This window comes from Oceanospirillum beijerinckii DSM 7166 (assembly GCF_000422425.1).
Taxonomy (GTDB): domain Bacteria; phylum Pseudomonadota; class Gammaproteobacteria; order Pseudomonadales; family Halomonadaceae; genus Oceanospirillum; species Oceanospirillum beijerinckii.
On record NZ_KE383832.1, the window covers coordinates 76,746 to 95,960 of the forward strand.

At 49.4% G+C, this 19,215-nt stretch carries 19 protein-coding genes; 12 read left to right on the forward strand and 7 right to left on the reverse strand.

Going from position 1 to position 19,215, the window contains the following annotated elements; all coding sequences use genetic code 11:
* Positions 1-4 precede the first annotated feature (4 nt).
* Positions 5-331, forward strand: a complete 327-nt coding sequence (locus H579_RS0122475) for a YdbL family probable chaperone protein (RefSeq protein ID WP_028302526.1) — start codon at positions 5-7, stop codon at positions 329-331.
* Between the two features lie 131 nt (positions 332-462).
* Here the strand turns inward: H579_RS0122475 and H579_RS0122480 are convergent, their stop codons facing one another.
* The 5 genes from H579_RS0122480 to gpmI all read right to left on the reverse strand — a co-directional run bounded on the left by H579_RS0122480 (position 463) and on the right by gpmI (position 6,407).
* Entirely contained in the window at positions 463-1,053 is a 591-nt protein-coding gene (locus tag H579_RS0122480) for a YjaG family protein (RefSeq protein ID WP_028302527.1), read from the reverse strand.
* Positions 1,054-1,067: 14 nt separating this feature from the next.
* Complete coding sequence (locus H579_RS28290; RefSeq protein ID WP_051228229.1) at positions 1,068-2,213, reverse strand: divergent polysaccharide deacetylase family protein; 1,146 nt, start codon at positions 2,211-2,213, stop codon at positions 1,068-1,070.
* A 7-nt stretch (positions 2,214-2,220) separates the two neighbouring features.
* Positions 2,221-3,516 (reverse strand): S41 family peptidase, encoded by a 1,296-nt coding sequence (locus tag H579_RS0122490; RefSeq protein WP_245583351.1) that lies wholly within the window; start codon positions 3,514-3,516, stop codon positions 2,221-2,223.
* 97 nt (positions 3,517-3,613) lie between these two features.
* Positions 3,614-4,804 carry a murein hydrolase activator EnvC family protein gene (locus tag H579_RS27195; RefSeq protein WP_036567240.1) on the reverse strand — a complete coding sequence of 397 codons (1,191 nt, stop codon included), beginning with the start codon at positions 4,802-4,804 and terminating at the stop codon, positions 3,614-3,616.
* Between the two features lie 7 nt (positions 4,805-4,811).
* A complete protein-coding gene (gene gpmI / locus H579_RS27200) occupies positions 4,812-6,407 on the reverse strand; it encodes a 2,3-bisphosphoglycerate-independent phosphoglycerate mutase (RefSeq protein WP_051228231.1) in 1,596 nt (531 codons plus the stop codon).
* Between the two features lie 581 nt (positions 6,408-6,988).
* Here gpmI and H579_RS0122505 point away from each other — a divergent pair.
* The 11 genes from H579_RS0122505 (at position 6,989) to H579_RS0122555 (ending at position 16,216) form a co-directional block, all read left to right on the forward strand.
* Positions 6,989-7,405, forward strand: a complete 417-nt coding sequence (locus H579_RS0122505) for a rhodanese-like domain-containing protein (RefSeq protein WP_028302529.1) — start codon at positions 6,989-6,991, stop codon at positions 7,403-7,405.
* Between the two features lie 153 nt (positions 7,406-7,558).
* Entirely contained in the window at positions 7,559-8,023 is a 465-nt protein-coding gene (gene secB, locus H579_RS0122510; RefSeq protein WP_051228234.1) for a protein-export chaperone SecB, read from the forward strand.
* 3 nt (positions 8,024-8,026) lie between these two features.
* The gene (locus H579_RS0122515; RefSeq protein ID WP_028302531.1) at positions 8,027-8,752 is read left to right on the forward strand and encodes a 16S rRNA (uracil(1498)-N(3))-methyltransferase; all 726 of its coding nucleotides are present in this window, start codon (positions 8,027-8,029) and stop codon (positions 8,750-8,752) included.
* A gap of 72 nt (positions 8,753-8,824) precedes the next feature.
* A complete protein-coding gene (gene gshB / locus H579_RS0122520) occupies positions 8,825-9,778 on the forward strand; it encodes a glutathione synthase (RefSeq protein ID WP_028302532.1) in 954 nt (317 codons plus the stop codon).
* Positions 9,779-9,817: 39 nt separating this feature from the next.
* Positions 9,818-10,783 carry an energy transducer TonB gene (locus H579_RS0122525; protein WP_028302533.1) on the forward strand — a complete coding sequence of 322 codons (966 nt, stop codon included), beginning with the start codon at positions 9,818-9,820 and terminating at the stop codon, positions 10,781-10,783.
* 52 nt (positions 10,784-10,835) lie between these two features.
* A complete protein-coding gene (locus tag H579_RS0122530) occupies positions 10,836-11,417 on the forward strand; it encodes a YqgE/AlgH family protein (protein ID WP_028302534.1) in 582 nt (193 codons plus the stop codon).
* Positions 11,414-11,851: a Holliday junction resolvase RuvX gene (gene ruvX / locus H579_RS0122535; protein ID WP_028302535.1), complete on the forward strand. Its 438-nt coding sequence runs from the start codon at positions 11,414-11,416 to the stop codon at positions 11,849-11,851. The genes H579_RS0122530 and ruvX overlap by 4 nt, the downstream gene beginning before the upstream one ends.
* Before the next feature lie 38 nt (positions 11,852-11,889).
* The gene (pyrR, locus tag H579_RS0122540) at positions 11,890-12,405 is read left to right on the forward strand and encodes a bifunctional pyr operon transcriptional regulator/uracil phosphoribosyltransferase PyrR (RefSeq protein ID WP_036567243.1); all 516 of its coding nucleotides are present in this window, start codon (positions 11,890-11,892) and stop codon (positions 12,403-12,405) included.
* Between the two features lie 151 nt (positions 12,406-12,556).
* The gene (locus tag H579_RS27205) at positions 12,557-13,630 is read left to right on the forward strand and encodes an aspartate carbamoyltransferase catalytic subunit (RefSeq protein WP_051228236.1); all 1,074 of its coding nucleotides are present in this window, start codon (positions 12,557-12,559) and stop codon (positions 13,628-13,630) included.
* Positions 13,627-14,904, forward strand: a complete 1,278-nt coding sequence (locus tag H579_RS0122550) for a dihydroorotase (RefSeq protein WP_028302537.1) — start codon at positions 13,627-13,629, stop codon at positions 14,902-14,904. The genes H579_RS27205 and H579_RS0122550 overlap by 4 nt, the downstream gene beginning before the upstream one ends.
* Before the next feature lie 331 nt (positions 14,905-15,235).
* A complete protein-coding gene (locus H579_RS0122555) occupies positions 15,236-16,216 on the forward strand; it encodes a chemotaxis protein (protein WP_028302538.1) in 981 nt (326 codons plus the stop codon).
* Positions 16,217-16,576: 360 nt separating this feature from the next.
* On the opposite strand, the gene H579_RS28295 is transcribed toward H579_RS0122555, so the two are convergent.
* Together H579_RS28295 and H579_RS27210 are read right to left on the reverse strand one after the other, a co-directional pair.
* Entirely contained in the window at positions 16,577-18,514 is a 1,938-nt protein-coding gene (locus H579_RS28295) for a DUF4214 domain-containing protein (protein WP_084624301.1), read from the reverse strand.
* Positions 18,405-19,178: an acyltransferase family protein gene (locus H579_RS27210; protein ID WP_028302540.1), complete on the reverse strand. Its 774-nt coding sequence runs from the start codon at positions 19,176-19,178 to the stop codon at positions 18,405-18,407. The genes H579_RS28295 and H579_RS27210 overlap by 110 nt, the downstream gene beginning before the upstream one ends.
* Between the last annotated feature and the right edge of the window lie 37 nt (positions 19,179-19,215).

Here is a 19,215-nt window from a genome sequence, read left to right on the forward strand (position 1 = left end):
GAAGATGAAATTAGTTAAGCAGTTCATCCAAGTGTTTTTGATTACTCTGGCATTGATGCAAGGTGCCTGGGCGCTGTCTCTGGATGAAGCAAAGGCCAGTGGCTGGGTTGGTGAGCGCTATACCGGTTATCTGGGGATTGTAAGTAATCAAAATCAAGTCACAAACCTAGTAAAAACCGTTAATAGCAAGCGGAAACAGCAGTACAGTAAATTAGCGGTAGATAACGGTATCCCCCTGGCAGAGGTAGAAAAACTCGCAGGTAAGAAAGTGATCAGTAAAACCCAAAAAGGTCATTATATTGACTTGGGAAATGGTTGGGTGAAGAAGTAACGGGTGATCTTAGATAGCGGGATGTCAGATAGTGACAAACTGACGAAATAGCAGGCATCAGAAGGGGCGGGTTAATAACCTGCCCCTTCCTGTCTATTATCCCGGATCAAAGCGTTAGAATAAGCGTCCGCTTAATCCGCAGATAAACCAAGGCAGCTGACACCTTCGTTTTGTGCCATCAGGCGCAGTTCTTTCAGGGCAGCTTTATTTGGATGCGTTAGCTTTTGCAGGAGATCTAGAACCTCATCCTGAAACTCACGATCAAACTGCATTAGCTCATGATCATTCAGCGCTTTTCTATGCAGATTATCATCTTCTGGTAGCTCTTCCGTGGCTTCAATAAAGCTGATGATGGTTTGACGCATCAAACGGCTGATACGGGTCACTTCCTCCGGTTGAGTGCCCATCGCCAGCTCCATAGTGGTATGCACAGCCATCGCAGCATCAATCGCGGGATATACACCATACATATCAAAGTCAGCGGCATCAGGGATCTGTTCGGCAATTTTTTCCAGTTGCACTTCGAAGTTGATCTTGCTGTCCTTGCTGCTGAGGGTTTCCCAGATCAGCATCAGGCTGTTTTTCAGCTGTTGGCTATCGCCACTGTCTGTCGCCTGGCAGAACAGCGCATAGTTGGGCAGCATGCGCTCTGCCATTGCTGCAGCATAGGCGGTTTGTTGCCAGGGTTTTAATGTTTTCAATTGCTGAAAAAAATTACTCATACACTTGTGTCTGCTTAATGCTCTTTTACGGGGACTGTCCAGTTTTGCACTGGTGGCAGGTCCATGACGTTGGGTTCTTTCACTTGCTGGAAGATAAAAGGTTTCTGTTCAGGGCTATAGTCGTCGTTCTTGGTCAGAGCGTCCGGGTTAGCTGAGCTTTTTGAGCGGGAACCGCCAATGCTTATAATGGAATCCGGGTCAGAGGCTTTCAGAGTGACGACACGCTCATTTTTCATCGGTGCAGCTGAGCGGTTTTCGTAGTCAGCTGCTGCTTTGTCTGTCAGTTGACCTGCCGCATTTTGATTCAGTTTAGGTGCTGCTGATGGTCGGGGCTGGCTTGTTGTTGTCTCCAACGGTGCCACTGTGAGCTCGGCGATCATTTGAGCTTGGGGATTATTGGCATAGGACCGGCCTTCTGCAATCAGCTGGCTGGGGACTGAGATCAGCTTGATACCCTGTTGTTCCAGTTCTGGCAGACGCTTTTCCAGCACATCCATGGTAACGGTGTATGGGTGAGCAATGGCATTCATGTTGCCGTAATGTTTTGCTTTGAGAACCATAGTATCAAAGGCTTTATTCACGGCTTCTTCGGTACGGATATGATCCAGGAAAATATCACGACTAATAGCCGGAATTCCGGCTTTGCGTGCTTCTTTTTCTGCCACAGATTTCGCTGTGGTTCGGCTATCGACAAAGAATAACTGGCGTTTGTAAACCTCTTCCATTACCCACTGCATACGGGTGGTATCCTGGGTGAGCTTACTACCCATATGGTTATTAACCCCTTCAACGTAAGGCACTGAATCCAGCGCTTTACGAAATATCTGCATAAACTGAGCCTTTTCCATTTCAGTGGTTAAAGTGCCGGGGCCAGGCGCTTTATCCAATATATTGGTCATGGGGGCATGCAGCATCACAGTTTTGCCCTTTTTATAAGACAAATTAGCCAGGTGTTTGCTGTAAGGTGTATGAGGCAGAATCGCCATGGTGACATCGCCTGGCAGATTGACTGCGCGCTCACCATTCACCTTGCTATAGCCCAGGTCATCAATAATCAAAGTGATGACAGGGGCTTCTTTATCGGCGAGAGCCGGTTGCATAACGCCTGCGCTGACAAAGCCCAGTATCAGTAAAAAAAGGCGTAGCCGTTGTGTTTTCATGGCTGTATCAATCGTTATCCGGTTGCAGTATGTGGATGCCTTTAAGCAGGCTGAGTGCTTCAAACAGTTGATAATCCTGTTTGGCCAGATCACTGTTACTGGCTTTTTTCTTACTCTCTTTTTTGTTCTGGCCATTTTCCAGATGGCCTTCAAGATCCGCTTCTTTAATCTGCAGTGTATCTTCCAGTGGGGTCAGGCGGGCAGGCTTTACTTCAATATCGGGGGACACACCCTGAGCCTGAATCGAACGGCCTGAAGGGGTATAGTATAGTGCAGTGGTCAGCTTAAGCGCCCGATCGCTGGCTAAAGGCAGTACAGTCTGTACTGAGCCTTTGCCAAAGCTTTGGGTACCCATAATCACAGCGCGTTTATGATCCTGCAGTGCGCCAGAGACAATTTCGGAAGCAGAAGCGGTACCTTCATTGATCAGAATAACGACAGGCACGCCCTGGCTCGGGTTGTTCTCGGTTGCCGTAAATCTGAGCTCTGAATTACTTAGACGCCCCTCGGTGTAGACAATCAGCCCCTCGGTAATAAAGGCATCTACGACCTCTACCGCTGCTTGCAGTACGCCGCCTGGATTATTGCGCAGATCCAGGACCAGGCCATGCAGTTTCCCTTCTGTCTGCTCATACAGGGCTCCCAGGCTCTTTTCGACCTCTTCACCGGTATGCAGCTGGAACTGGGTGATGCGGATATAACCGTAGTTATCTTCAAGTAGTTGGTGTTTTACACTGGTGACGCGGATCAGAGCGCGGGTTAGGGTGACCTCAAAGGGGCCATCGACACCATCACGCACAATGGTCAGGCGGATATCGGTATCCGGTTTGCCGCGCATCATCTCGATCGCCTTGTTCAGCGACAGGCCTTTAACCGGGGTATCATCCAGTTTGATAATCAGGTCGTGAGGCTTGATACCCGCACGAGCGGCCGGGGTGTCATCAATGGGGGTAATCACCTTGATAAACCCGTTTTCGGAGCCCACTTCCAGGCCTAAACCACCAAACTCACCCTGTGTACTTTCCTGTAGCTCGGAGAACTCTTCCGGCCCCAGGTAAGCAGAGTGCGGATCTAAGCCAGACAGCATGCCGCGAATGGCATTCTTCAGTAGGGTTTTATCATCCACATCATGCACATAGGCACGCTTGATACGCTCAAACACCTCTCCAAAGGATTTTAACTCCTCAAGCGGCAGATCTTTGGGTGTTTCTTCGGCCAGCAAAGGAGAGGATAAGCTCAAACCCAATATGGCGGGGGCAATCAGCCGAGCCATGCGGGTTAACGGCTTGCGGGTTGAACTCATCATGTTCTCCTTTCTTATCTCTTAAGCATGGGCCTTAAACAAAGGCGGTCTCAAATTATGGTTGGTATCAAATATGAGCGCTAAAGCCGGGAATGACTTAGCCCCGCCTCTTTTTATTTAACCAGACGAGCGGGTCAAGCGGCTCGCCCTTTTGACGGATCTCAAAGTAGAGACCACTCCTGCTTTGGCCGCCACTGCTGCCTGCCGTCGCAATCACTTCTCCGGCATGAATCCAGTCGCCAGGTTCTTTCAAAACAGCCTGATTGTAGCCATACAGGCTCATATAACCGCCGCCGTGATCCAGAATCAGCAGGACGCCATAGCCTCTTAGCCAGTCTGCAAACACGACGCGCCCTGAGTGTATCGCTTTTACATCCTGACCTTCATTGGCGATCAGCACCATGCCATTACGCTTCAGTTTACCCCTGATCTGTTCACTGCCATAAGTATGACATACCCTGTTTTGGCCTGTTAGTGGCCAGGGAAGCTGACGTTTCATTTTTTTGAATGGGCGGGTATCTTTGGGGACAGGAATATTGATAATTGCCGCCTGAACCTCTTTTAATAGCTTCTCCAAACGGGCTCTGTCCTGGGACAGTTGTTTCAGTTCGTCACCTTTACCCTTGATTTCTATATCCAGCTGGGCTACCAGATTCTGGTGATTCTGCTGCTCATCTTTTAAGCGATCACGCTTTTCTTCCAGTCTGCCGCGCAGCGCCTGCAAAGTGAAATCTTTCTGAACAATCTCTTTTTCAACCAGACTTTTTTGCTTGGCAATTGCCAGATATTCATCAATATGTCGGCTACGCTCTCGATTGATATAGTCGTAGTAGCGTAACACCCGCGATACCTGGTCCGGTTGCTGCTGGTTTAACAGGACTTTAAGGTATTCCTGGCGGCCCATGGCATATGCGGCGCGAATCTGTTTTTCAAGATAATACTTTTGTTGATCCTGTTTGCGGGATAGGTCACGCTGTTCCTGGCGTAATTTGTCCAGCTGCTTCTGCAGCTTTTTACTGGTATTGATATTCTCCCTGATGCCCCGGGCAGTCTGGGCAATCAGTTTTTCCGATTGCTTAACTTTCTTTACTGCTTCTGTGCGATCCCCTTTTACTTGGTTCAGGGATTGTTCCAGGGTCTTAATGCGCTTATTTAATGCTTCCAGTTGTTGGGCCGATGCCTTTTCATTAGCCGCGACGGATTGTACGACAAAAAGGACCAGGCAGATGATACCTAGCAGGTATCGGATGTAGGAGGTATTAAATAAAAGCACAGGCAATTTGATCATCAATGATTCATGGGTTCCAAGCAGGGGACAAAACACGTTGCCCCCTGATTTTATAGACTTGGCTGTACTCTACCAGAGCTTCGCCAGTCATCTCTTGTGGTTGTTCCAGCCCCATGATTTTTAACAGGGTTGGCGCAATATCGCAAAGACGACCGTCAGATAATTTGATCTGTTGCTCGCGTTGGGTGAAATAAACCAAAGGTACCGGGAAGGTGGTGTGGGCGGTTTGAGCTTGACCGGATTCAGGATTTACCATCTGCTCGGCATTACCGTGGTCGGCGGTGATCAGGCATTCGCCTCCGACTTCTGCCAATGCCTCCGTGACTTTGCCCAGACTCTCATCCAGCGCTTCTACTGCTTTAACTGCGGCATCGTATTGGCCAGTATGACCCACCATATCGCCATTAGCGTAGTTACACACGATAAGGTCGTAGTCACCGCTCTTAATGGCCGCAACCAGCTTGTCGGTCACTTCCGGTGCACTCATTTCTGGTTGCAGATCGTAAGTGGCGACTTGAGGGGATGGCACCAGAACACGGGTTTCGCCCTCGTACTCGTCTTCACGACCACCGCTAAAGAAGAAGGTGACGTGAGCGTACTTTTCTGTCTCAGCAATACGCAGCTGAGTTTTGCCCTGACTGGCCATAAACTCACCCAACGTATTCACCAGTTTGTTTGGTGGGAAGGCAGTGCTGGTATCGATATCTGCCGCATACTCGGTCAGCATCACGAAGTCGGCCAGATTACGTACTACAGAGCGATCAAAACCGGAGAAGTTACCTTCCACAAAACTGCGGGTGATCTCACGGGCTCGGTCGGCACGGAAGTTCATAAATAGCAGAGTGTCGCCATCTTCAATCTGAACGCTGTCACCGTTTGGACGGATACTGCTGGCGGCGACAAACTCATCGTTTTCGTCACGTTCGTAAGCGGCGTGCAGTGCGCTGAGAGCATCTTCAAACACATGTTCTGCCTGGGCCTGAGTCAGCAGGTTATAAGCCGCTTCTACACGCTCCCAGCGGTTATCACGATCCATGGCGTAGTAGCGACCAATAAGAGACGCAACAAAGCCGACACCCAGCTCTTTTAGCAGGGCATCGGTTTTTGCGATGGAAGGCTCTGCGCTACGGGGTGGCATATCACGACCGTCCAGGAAACCGTGAACATAGACCTTTTTCGCACCACGCTCAGCGGCCAGCTTACAGGCTGCCAGAATATGATCTTCATGGCTGTGTACACCACCCGGTGACAACAGGCCCATCAGGTGGACTGCTTTATCTGCAGCCACCGCTTTATCAATGGCGGAGACTAAAGCATCATTGGAGAAGAAATCACCATCGGCAATGGATTTGGTGATACGGGTGAATTCCTGATACACGGTGCGACCGGCACCCAGATTCATGTGGCCTACTTCTGAGTTACCCATCTGGCCTTCAGGCAGACCCACTGCCATACCAGAGGTTTCTACCAGAGCTTTCGGTTGGTTTTGCCACAACTGGTCCCAAACCGGGGTGTTCGCATTGTGGATAGCGTTATGTTCAGCGGTTTCGCTGTAACCAAAACCGTCAAGGATAATCAGTGCAGTAGGAGTACGTTTAGACATGAGGTAATGAGGTCGCCGTTATAGGGTTGATCTCTAGGGATATCGGATAAGCGCTCCATAATACCGTAGTTTACCCAGAGCGCCCATACTCTTGGCGGACTCTTTCGCCGTAGATCGGCCATTAGAAAAGGTTTTTTGTCACAGATTAAGTCGTTATCGTGCACCGAAAAAGTGCCAGGCCCGGTAAAAAGCAGAGAAAAGATTCGGTCGACAGGAAAAAAATCAACGGAAAACAAAAAAGCTGGCTATCAAGGGCGGTAAAAAGCCGTTGAGGTTGTGTATACTTACTGCCCGAAAAATCGGGCGGGCTAAGCTCGATTTCATCATGAAGCAAAGGTAGTGATCTGTGTGCAGCCCAATATGCCAGGAAAATGGCATCTTTTGCGCCGGTGGCGTTTGTTTTGTGACTTATACCAAACAAGATAAGTTGTTGTAGGTCGGAAAAGCCGCAAGGCGTCTTCCGACAATCATCAGGTACCGGACAAATGTCGGATGGCGCTTCGCTTATCCAACCTACTCTGATATCAAGAAACTTATCGGGAATGCTATTAGGTTTTTAATCAGGCCAACGAGGAAATACCTTGGAACAGTTTATTGAGTTTGCGACCAACCACTGGGAGCTGGCAGGCACGTTTGTCATCTTATTGATCCTGTGGTTGGTATATGAATTTACCAGTGGTACCAAATCACTGAGCAGTCATGAAGCCACCATGCTGGTGAACCGTGAAGACGGTGTTTTTCTGGATATTCGTGACCGTAACGACTTTAAAAAGGGCCACATCGCTGGCGCGGTAAATATCGCTCTGGCCAGCTTGAAAGATCGTACTGGTGAACTGGAAAAATACCGTAATAAGCCTGTGATTGTCGTGTGTAAAATGGGTACTACAGCCAGCACCGCAGTGAGCATGCTGCAAAAAGAAGGTTTTGAAAATGCCCGTGCTTTGCGTGGTGGCATGAGTCAGTGGCAGGGTGATAGTCTGCCGGTTGTGACTAAGTAGCAGGCACAAGGTTTTAAGTAGCAGGCACAAGGTTTAGCGGGGATGCTAGACCGTACAGCGACTGGCAGTGAGCTTATTTGATAGTGAGTAAACTGCCGGCAAACAAAAATATTTCTCTAGTGAAAATAGAGCACCTTAATTAAAGGAATACTCATGAGCGAACAACAACCTCAATTCTCTCTGCAACGTATCTACGTTAAAGATCTGTCTTTTGAAGCTCCAGGCTCCCCTTTTATCTTCCAGCAGGATTGGGCGCCTAAGGTAAACCTGGATCTGAACTCTAACAGCCAGCAGATCGCTGAAGATCTGTATGAGGTGGTGGTTTCTCTGACGGTTACCGTGACCAATCAGGAAGAAGGTCAGGAAGAGCCAAAAACAGCGTTCCTGGTAGAAGTACAGCAAGCGGGCCTGTTCCACATTGCCGGTCTGGAAGAAGCGCAACTGCACCACACTCTGGGCGCTTTCTGCCCGAACGTACTGTTCCCATACGCCCGTGAAGCGATCGACAATGCCGTTAACCGTGGTAGCTTCCCCGCACTGATGCTGGCACCGGTAAACTTTGACGCTCTGTACGCAGAAGCGATGCAGCGTCAGGCTGCAGAAGCTGGCAACGCTTAATTTATGGCGACACCGCGTATCTATACCCGACAGCCACTGGTTGTCAGGCAGGTCATCGAACTGGATGATGCTGCGGCCCGCCATGTGGGCCTGGTACTGCGTATGAAAGCCGGACAGCCGCTAACGCTTTTTAATGGCGAAGGCGGCTGTTTTTCAGCCAGTATTGTACAGTCCAGTAAGCGCTCTGTTTCTGTTGAGCTGCTTGAACACTTCCCCGATGAGAAAGAATCTCCGCTTAAGGTGCATCTGGCGCAATCGATCTCCAAAGGCGATCGCATGGAATACGCCATTCAAAAAGCCACCGAGCTGGGAATTTCTGAAATCACCCCCATCTATAGCGAACATGGTGATGTGCGCTTAAAAGCCGACCGGGCAGAAAAGAAGCAGCAGCATTGGCAGCAGGTGGCGATCAGTGCCTGTGAACAATGTCAGCGTAACCGCGTGCCAGTGGTACATGCCCCTGTATCTTTAGAGCAGTGGCTGCAACAGACACAAGCGGATCTCAAGTTGGTGCTGCATCATAGAACCGAGCAGAAGCTGAGTGGTTATGATCAACCGCAAACCGTGGCTTTGTTGATCGGGCCGGAAGGTGGACTGTCTGCCGCTGAAATTGCTTTGGCGGAGCAGCAGAATTTTAAGGCGCTGGCTCTGGGTCCCAGAGTGCTGCGAACTGAAACGGCACCTGTGGTAGCTATGAGCGTCTTACAGTATTGCTGGGGCGACTTTTAATACGTGCTGGAGTTTTGACTTCCAAGCAAAAAATGCCCCCTAAATTTTTATCTCTAGTGCTGGAGAGTGACGATGACGATCAAACTGGGTGTGGTGATGGATCCTATCGAAGGGATCAACTTTAAAAAAGACACCACGCTGGCCATGTTATGGGCGGCTCAGGACCGTGGCTGGGAACTGTTTTATATGCGTCAGGATGATCTGTTCCTGCAGCAAGGCAAGGCTATGGCGGCGATGAAACCGTTGAAAGTCTCCCGTGACCCGGACAACTTTTACGAGCTGGGTGACGAGCAGATCGGCAGCATGGCCGAGCTGGATACTGTGCTGATGCGCAAAGACCCTCCGTTTGATACCGAATTTTTGAACGCCACCTATCTGCTGGAACAGGCAGAGCGTGAGGGCGTTTTAGTGGTGAACAAACCACAAAGTCTGCGTGACTGTAATGAAAAACTGTTTGCCCAGCAGTTCCCAGAGTGCTGTCCGCCGACGGTGGTCAGCCGTCGTCAGGATATTTTGCGTGCGTTTCACGCCGAGCATAAAGATGTGATCTTTAAGCCTCTGGATGGTATGGGCGGTACGGGTATCTTCCGTGTAAAAGAAGATGGACTCAATATGGGCGCGATTCTGGAAACCCTGACCAAAATGGGTCAGGAACAGATTATGGCGCAGAAGTATCTGCCTGAGATTGTTGAGGGTGATACCCGAATTCTAATGGTCGATGGCAAGCCGGTATCTTACGGTCTGGCGCGTATTCCAACCAAGGGCGAGGTACGGGGTAACCTGGCGGCTGGTGGTTCCGGTGTCGGTCGCCCTCTGACCGATCGCGATTACTGGCTGTGTGAACAAGTGGCTCCGGTCGTTAAAGAGAAAGGTCTGCTGTTTGTGGGGCTGGATGTGATTGGCGGGTATATGACCGAGTTGAATGTCACCAGTCCAACTTGTGTCCGTGAACTCAATGATCAGTTTGGTCTGGATATCGCAGCCGATCTGATGAATGTCATTGCCGAGAAACTGGCTGCCCGTTAAGGGAACCTGATTGCTGGTTCGAAACTCTGATCATTTGTAATGACTGATTTAAACACCATCACTCACCCGGATAGCCAGGTCTCCGCTCTGGACCGGTTAGCCTTTACCCTGTTATTGGCGCTGGTGGTGCACTTTCTGATCTGGGCAGGCTGGGATATGGCCTGGCCGGTCAACGAGGAACAGTCAAAAGCGAAGGTCATCAGCACTCTGCATGTGACACTATCGCAAGGTCCGGCTGAAGTCGTGACAGAACCCGTAAAACATATTGCTGAACAAGATCAGCAGGGCAGTGGTCAAACAGATTTAGAGCAGGTGCCGGTACAGGCTGCAACGCCACCACCTGTCGAGACTAAAACCACTGACAAGCCGTTAGAGAAAACGCCAGCAGAAGCACCTGCTAAACTAAAAGAGGTTGAGCCAGTTCAGGTCGCAGAGGTGAAATCTGAGCAAAAATCTCAGCCCAAACCCGAGCCCATACCGGTAGCCAGGCAAGAGCCGCTAAAAGCCAATCAACCGGTCAAGTCGAGTGAAAATGTTAAAGCCCAGCAGCCCCCCAGTGTTGAAGCGGAAATCAATGCTCAGGCTCTGCTGGAGCGCAGTTTAGAGATTGCCCGCCTGGAGGCGGAGCAGCAGGCGCTGGTGAATCAGTATGCCCAGCGGCCGAAGATCAGAGCGATCTCGACTCAAACCGCCAAAGCCTCTGATGATGCCTTTTATCTGCGTCAGTGGCAGGAGCGGATCGAACGTATGGGGAATCTGAACTATCCTGAGCGTGCAAGAGCAGAGAAGTTGTCAGGCCGCCTCAGGGTGCTGGTATCGCTGGAACCGGATGGTAACCTGCGTGATGTAAGGGTTTTGGAAACCTCAGGTCATGATGTTTTAGATCGGGCGGCAATCAATATTGTTCGTCTGTCAGCACCCTTTGCGCCTTTTCCCCCTTCGATTCGGGAGCGCACAGATATCCTCGAAATTATCCGTACCTGGCAGTTCGGGGATGCTAACTAAGTTGGTGATGAAGGTTTACTGAACATAAATCGCCATAAAGAAAGGTCAATTGATGAGTCAATTCCAAAGTTTGCGTAACCATTTTCTGATTGCGATGCCTCATCTGGAAGATTCCAACTTTTCCGGCACCGTAACCTATATCTGTGAGCACAATGAAGATGGTGCCCTGGGTATAGTGATCAATAAACCTCTGGAGCAACTGGAAGTGGCCGAACTGTTTGCTCAGTTGGAGCTACCTAATCCAAACAGCGGTTTGTCTGAGTACGAAGAAGTGGTCAGCCACATCTATGAAGGTGGCCCTGTACATCATGAAAGGGGCTTTATTGTTCATACCGGCGGTGCTGACTGGGATTCCAGTCTGCAGGTGAGTGATGAACTGTCGCTGACCACCTCGGTGGATATTCTGGACGCGATTGCCAATCGTCGTGGCCCACAGCAGTTTCTGATTGCGTTGGGCTGTGCTGGTTGGGAAGGCGGTCAGCTGGAAAAGGAGCTGCAGGAAAATACCTGGCTGACCTGTCCCGCTAACAGTGCGGTGCTGTTTGATAGTCCATACGAAGGTAAGCTGCAGGCAGCCGCAGGGCTGCTAGGTATTGATATCAACTTGCTGAGCAGTCAGGCCGGACACGCATGAGTCAGAACCCAGGACAACGTACTATTCTTGCCTTTGATTTTGGCACTACACGGATAGGTGTTGCGGTCGGCCAGGAGATGCTGGGCACCTCGACCGCACTGACGCCTATTCCGGCCCGTGATGGCATCCCTAATAAAGAAGAACTGAAGCGTTTGATTGATGACTGGCAACCCGATGCCTTTGTCGTCGGTATCCCGCTCAATATGGATGGCTCCGAAAGTGAAATGAGCCTTCGGGCGCGTAAATTTGGTAATCGTCTCTATGGCCAGTACGGTAAACCCTTTTTTGGCATGGACGAGCGTGGTACAACAAAACAAGCCAAAGCGATTGCCAAAGATCTGGGTCATAAGGGCAGCTATAAAGATAACCCTGTGGACGGTATCGCCGCGCAATTGATTCTGGATTCCTGGTTTGAGCTCCAGGCTCAAGCCTGATTTTTCGTGCCTGAAAAAGGATGGTTAAGGGTAGACCTATGACACAAATCACGACTTTACCCGAGGTCGAGCAGTTGATCGCCCAGCTGGCCGATCAGCTTAAGCAGTATATCTCTGACAAACAGCTGGATCATATCGCTATGGTGGGTATCCACTCCGGTGGCGTTTGGATCGCCGAGCGACTGCATCAGCTGCTGCAACACGATGAAGCTCTCGGTGCACTGGATATCTCTTTTTACCGCGATGATTATACCCGTGTGGGCTTAAACCCCAATGTGAAACCGTCTAATCTGCCATTTGCCACTGAAGATCGCCATATCGTACTGGTGGATGATGTGGTTATGAGTGGTCGTACTATTCGAGCCGCAATGAATGAATTGTTTGATTACGGTCGCCCTGCATCCATCACGCTAGTGACGTTGTTGGATCTGCCGGGCCGTGAGCTGCCAATTCAACCGGATCTGTGCGCGCAGACTCTGAATCTGGCACCGGGTGAGCGCATCAAGCTGACCGGCCCGGAGAATATGGCGCTGGAGCTGCAAAGCTCGGAATAAGCTTTTATTTCTCAGCTGCTTGCTTCTAAAATTTTTGTTTCTAAGCTCATTGCGCTTAAGTACACATTTTAAGATAGGGTCCGCGTCCGTGGTCCCTACAAGTTGTAATAACCCGAATCCTTAACCCTGTAACGCTGGTGAGTACCGCCCCATGACGTCGACGACAAATACAGGTCCTGTCTCTGATCCCAGGCATGTTCAGCTTACCGAAGACGGTAAACTCCGCCACTTTTTGACCATCGGTGGTCTGACAAAAGAGGTGTTGGAAGAGATTCTTGATACCGCTGACTCCTTTGTCAATATGGGCGAGCAGTCGGTGAAAAAAGTACCTCTGTTAAGAGGTAAAACCGTGGTGAATCTGTTTTTTGAAAACAGTACCCGCACCCGTTCCACCTTTGAGCTGGCAGCGCAACGTCTGTCCGCTGACGTATTGAATCTGGATATCAGTAAGTCGGCGACTGCCAAGGGTGAAACCCTGATGGATACCCTGCAGAACCTGGAGGCGATGGGCAGTGATATGTTTGTCATTCGCCATGCAGACAGTGGCGCGCAGCACTTTATCGCCAGTCAGGTCGCGCCTAACGTCGCTATTATTAATGCCGGTGACGGTCGCCATGCGCACCCGACCCAGGCGATGCTGGATATGTACACTATCCGCAAACACAAAGGCGACTTCTCTAAACTGAAGGTCGCGATTGTCGGCGATATTCTGCACTCCCGAGTGGCCCGTTCACAGGTGCAGGCGCTGAATATCCTGGGGGCTGAGGAAGTGCGTCTGATCGGTCCTAAGACTCTGTTGCCAGAAACACTGAAGGGCTTAGGTGCCAAGCTTTACACCCGCATGGAAGATGGTCTGAAAGATGTGGATGTGGTGATCATGCTGCGTCTGCAGAAAGAGCGTATGGATGGTGCTCTATTACCCAGTGAAGGTGAGTTCTATCGCTTGTATGGTCTGACGACTGAGAAGCTGAACTACGCGCGTCCTGATGCCATTGTGATGCACCCCGGCCCAATCAACCGCGGTGTTGAGATTGAATCTGCGGTAGCTGATGGTCCCCAATCGCTGATTCTGAATCAGGTGAGCTACGGTATCGCCATTCGTATGGCGGTGATGTCTATGGCAGTCAGCGGCCAGACTCAGCAAAAAGCTCAGCTTAATCAGGAGCAGGCTCAAGAGCCGCAAGATAATCAAAACGCGCAGACTAACGAGGAGACCTCCCGATGAAACTAACCATTTGTGGTGGTCGTCTGATCGATCCGGCGCAGCAGATTGATGAGCAGATCGATATCCATATCGCCGATGGTCGTGTACTGGCGTTGGGGCAGGCCCCGGCAGGCTTCAACCCCGAGCGTACGATTCATGCGGAAGGTCTGGTGGTTACACCGGGTTTTATCGATATTGGTGCTCATCTGCGTGAGCCGGGCCCGAGCTATAAGGGTAACCTACGCTCCGAAACCAAGGCGGCTCTGGCCGGCGGTTACACGACAATTTGCTGTCGCCCGGATACTTCGCCCTGTATCGACTCCTCTGCGGTGGTACAGCAGATTCAGGATAAGGTTGAGCTGCTTTCTCAAGCCAAGGTGATGCCGATTGGAGCCCTGACTCAAGGCCTGAAGGGAACTCACCTGAGTAATATGGCGGGTTTGCAGCATACCGGTTGTGTCGCGGTATCCAATATGCGTCAGCCGATTGAAAGCTCTCTGGTACTGCGCCGCTGTCTGGAATACGCCTCCACCTTTGATCTGCAGGTCGTGTTCTACCCGGAAGATCATTGGCTGAAAGCCGATGGTTGTGCCAATGAGGGCGCGCTGGCCAGCCGTTTAGGTCTGGGTGGAATCCCGGCTTCTGCAGAAGCCATTGGTCTGTCACGGGTGCTGCATCTGATCGAAACCACAGGCGTAAAAGCGCACTTTGGTATGCTGTCTACGGCTCGTGCTGTTGAGATGGTATCCAATGCTCAGAAACGGGGTTTACCGGTTACGGCCGATGTAGACATCGCGCACCTGATCTATACCGAAGCCGAGATCGATGGTTACAACAGCCAGTTCTATGTTGAACCACCACTGCGTAGCGCCACGGATCGTGATGCGTTGCGTCAGGGGGTGAAGGATGGCGTATTAAGCGTAATCTCTTCTGCGCACTTGCCGCACGAAGAAGCGGCGAAGATGGCGCCGTTTGCGGCAGCTGAACCGGGTATGGCGACACTGGAAACCACGCTGTCTCAAGGTTTGGTACTGGTTGAGGAAGGCCTGTTAACTCTACCTCAGCTGATTGAGCGTCTGACCGATGGCCCAGCGAAAGCATTGGGGCTTTCGGTTGGGGGCTTAAGCGTTGGTCAACCGGCTGATCTGTGTCTGTTTGATGCGGGTATCGAGTGGCAAGTGACTCATGACAGTCTGTTTACCGCCGGTGAGAATACACCGCTGATGGGGCAGAGCGTTAAAGGTCAGGTACAGTTTGCCATCGTTGATGGTGAAGTGGCTTTTGAACGTGCTTAAGTTATAGCGCATACCTCATCTATAGCGGAGCGGGCACAGCGTTGTATAAGCGTTTTGCCCGCAACGTCTCTCAAATAATTACGCCTGAGATCTGCGGGATCTTTCTATTTGCTAGTGAGCGATTGTTTTATCTTCAGAGTGCGAAGTGTCGCTAAAACGCAGCTATTAATTTATCCACAAGACATTGTTTTAAAAGCGGTTGTGGATAAATAGTGTGAATATCCTCACTTCTGTTACGTATATCTATTTGCTTATTCCTGCTTTTAGGCGCAAAATCAAGCGTTAAATTTTGTAAGTGCTACTAGTTTCTGGATTACTTAAGAGGGAGCTTGTGAACGCGGTCGCTGATGAAAAGCAGAAAATTCTGTTGGAAAGTGGTACCAACGAACTGGAAATCATCGAGTTTCAGCTGCGCAAGCTGTTGCCGGGCGGCAGTGAAAAGGTATCTCACTACGGCATTAATGTTGCCAAAGTACGTGAGGTGATTCGAGTACCGGAAACCACCGATTATCCTAATCCTCAACCTCACTTAGTGGGTGTTTTCTCCCTGCGTGACAGTTTAATTCCTCTGGTGGATCTGGCCGGTTGGCTAGGCGTGAAAAGTGCGGGTGAGTTTGAACGCAAAAACGTGATTGTGACCGACTTTAACCGTATGTCTAACGGCTTTCTGGTCGATGGTGTTAGTCGTATTCATCGCATCTCCTGGAGTGAGGTTGAATCGCCCAGCCAGTTCCTGGAAAGTGGTGAGCAGGATTGTGTTGTTGCCGTAGTTCGCCGTGAAGATCGCCTGATTATGATTCTGGATTTCGAGAAAATCATCTCGGACATCAACCCGGAACTGAGTATGGAAAAATACGACGTTAAAGAAGACCGTAAGGTTCTGATTGATGATCGTATGACTGCCAAACGCCAGGCGAATACTCTTTTGGTTGTTGATGACTCCGCTTTTATTCGTAAGTTGATTGAAACCACTCTGCGCACTGCAGGCTATAATGTCATTGCTGCAAAAGATGGTCAGGATGCTTGGGAAATCCTATCTGAATTTGAACGGGTTGCAGAGGAAGAGAACATGCCGGTCAGTGACCTGGTCAGTATGGTGATTTCTGACGTAGAGATGCCGCGTATGGATGGTCTGCACCTGGTCAAACGTCTACGTGAAGGTAAAACTTACGCCAATACCCCAATTATGATGTTCTCCTCGATTATGAGTGATGATAACCGTCAGAAAGCTCTGGCATTGGGAGCCAATGAGACCATGACCAAGCCTGAAATTGGTCGTATGGTCGGAGCGGTGGATGGTTTTCTTCTGTAAGGTGCCTACCCCTTCGAGGCGGTAGTCTGATATAAGCCTGATGTGCCTGTGAGTGCTTGATATTATGTGGCCTGTCTGATAAGGCCTCCATGAGTTTCATGGGGGTGAAGTATGTATTGAAAAAAACGGGTATAAGTTTTTTTTGTTTTGGTATATACCATTGGTGTATTAATGTCTTCTTGTGCTGAATGCAAAAATTTAGATATGTGGGAGTCATGATGTGTCGCTTCTGCTTTTGATCAATATAAGTACCCGTACATAAATATTCCGATATTTTCCGGCCGAAGCGGCCGGAAAATACAGGCTTTATGCGAGGAAAAGTACTGTATACCTACTTAGAAGCGACATAAAATTTGAACACTACCTTTTGCCGATAAGCCGGTCAGTAAAATCTTTTGACTGTTGCACTGTATCCATCTCCGCTGTGACATCTTGCACAGCCATTCTGGCTGCTACTTTTAATTGATCGCGACCCCATGACATGCTCTTGGTTTGTTCCGAAAAATACATGGCAGCCTGTATCTTATTATTCAGCACCATAGAGTCGCTATTTAAGGTTGAGGGTTCAGCTATAAAATCTCGATTTTTTGCTGTGAGTAGCCCGGTTGCCAGTTCTGCAAGACTCAGTGAGCCATTGTTAAGCCCTGTTTGCCAAACATTCTGTTCCAATGCATCGGGAGCTCTGTTAAGAATATTCTGGTAAAGCTGATGTGCTGATTGCTGGCTGTCCAGATTACTGTAAAGGCCTGTAAATTCAGGCTGATCTGGTGCAGAGAGTACGCTGCTAATATCACGGAGTGTCTGCTTACCCTCTTGGAGTTGCTGAAGCCAATATTCCAATCCTGCCCAGTCTGCGGCCCGACCATAAAGCGTGATATATAACCCCTGAATTTTGGCCTTGTTATCAGGCTGAAGGCCTGATGGTTGTACTCCAGGTAGGTCTAATGGCGCTTGAGGAGAAAAGTCAGCACTGAGTAGATCTTCAAATAATGTGGGATTGAACTGGGCACAGCGCCTGCCGCTCATCTGTGCAAACTCAAGTGAGTTATGGTGTTTATCAAAGCTAAAAGGTATTCCATTCTGAGTGCTTGATAAGCAGGATGAGGCCTCTGAATTTGTACATAAAAAGTGCATGCGGTTTATCGCAAAGGTAAACAGGTGCTTATAGCTAGGGTAGAGCTCCTGGCTAGCAACATCAGGATTATATGCAATATTGCTGTCTGCAAAACAAGGTGCCATATCGCCCGTATCATTGAGAATATTGACGCAGGGTGTGTGCGTTTCAAGATAGTCACTAATCACAAGGACTCTGACTGTTTTATTCTGAGCCTTAATATCACCGATCATCTTCAGACTGTTCTCATTCCACGATTTAAAGGTGTGGTGTTCGGATAATACGATAAGATCCAGATTGTGGATAAAGTCATCCTGAAAGAGTTGATCCAAACGAGCCTGGCACGATGAATTACTGCTTTGCCAACCAGAGGCTGTTCTTGATAAGTGGCTGCACTCATTAACGGTACCGAAATTAACAGTATTGAGTGTATCCATCTCTGTTGGATAGCCCGCACGCATAAAGTTATAGCCATCGGGTTCATGAGAGTTGCCAAAAAATAGCACGGTAGCGTTGGCTGAGTTTTTACACTTTCCCTGTGAAGGCCACTGTAATATTTGGCAGTCCGCTAAATAGTGGCTAACTCTGGACTCGAAGGCTGCGTTAATGGCCTCCCTGGAATAGATCATATTTGGAAAACGCCAGCTCCAGCCAGAGTTGACCCAGGCGTGGCTTGAGATTAATGCGATCAGTAAACCATAGGCCAGAGTTGCCCAGGTGAGTTTATGGCGGCTACTTGGGTTAGCAGGTTTTACCTTTGCTGAAAATCGGTGGTTATAAAACCGCTTTTCGACGCCATAGTGCAGCATTGCAGCAGCCATAAATATTACACAGGTGAGGAGGGTAAGTTCCAGAGCCGTAAATTCATATCCAGTAGCGTGCCGGTATAGCACAATAATCGGCCAATGGACTAGGTAAAGTGAGTAAGAAATCTTGCCTATCCAGACCAGCAGTTGCTGTTCAAGAAGTGCCTTGCCCCATCGGCCCTGGCCATTTTGATGTGATCCTGCAGCAATGATTAACAGGGTGCCTAGAGTGGGAATAATACTGTAAGCGCCAGGGTATAGATGCTCGTCATTCAATGCCCAGGCGCTGACCAGCAGTATTGTGACCCCTAAGGTAAAGAGAGTGCTTCTCAGTGCTTCTGATTTGAGATGATGCTGAAAATATATCGCAGGGATCATTGCTAACACCCCCCCCTGCTGAGAATTGGAAAACCCTGGCTGGCAAAAGGTAGAAGGCCCCAGATAGATCAAACTGAGAGTAAAAATAGCTCAGTAAAAACCCCAGAGCCGTTATTGCTGTGAGAATCCGTAGAACAGGAAGCTTAAGTCGTATCAGCACAAGCAGTAATACAGGCCAGACTAAGTAGAATTGTTCCTCAACCCCCAGGGACCAGGTGTGAAGGAGAGGTTTGCTTTCTGAGGCAATATCCCAGTAGCCGGATTCGGCCCAAAACAGGACGTTAGAAAGTGAAAAGATTGCTGCTATGGCTGAGCGGGCAAACTGTTCAAAATTATTCGGCAGCAGGATAAAAGCTGCAGCAATAAAGGTGAGTAACACCGTGGTATAGAGGGCAGGAAATAGGCGTTGAATTCTACGCAGGTAAAACTGGCGGATAGAAAACTGATTCTGGGATATCTGCTCAACTAGTATTGATGTAATTAGAAAGCCTGATAAGACAAAAAAAGCATCGACACCGATATGGCCGCCGGAGATCAACTCAAGGTTCAGGTGAAAGCCCAGCACCAACAATACAGCAAGAGCCCTGAGGCCATCAATATCGAGACGATATGAGTTTAGTTTCATAATAGAATTACCAGTAATATATTGGTAGGACTTACGCATGAGATATGATCATTTCTGGTGTATGGAAAAAAGGAAG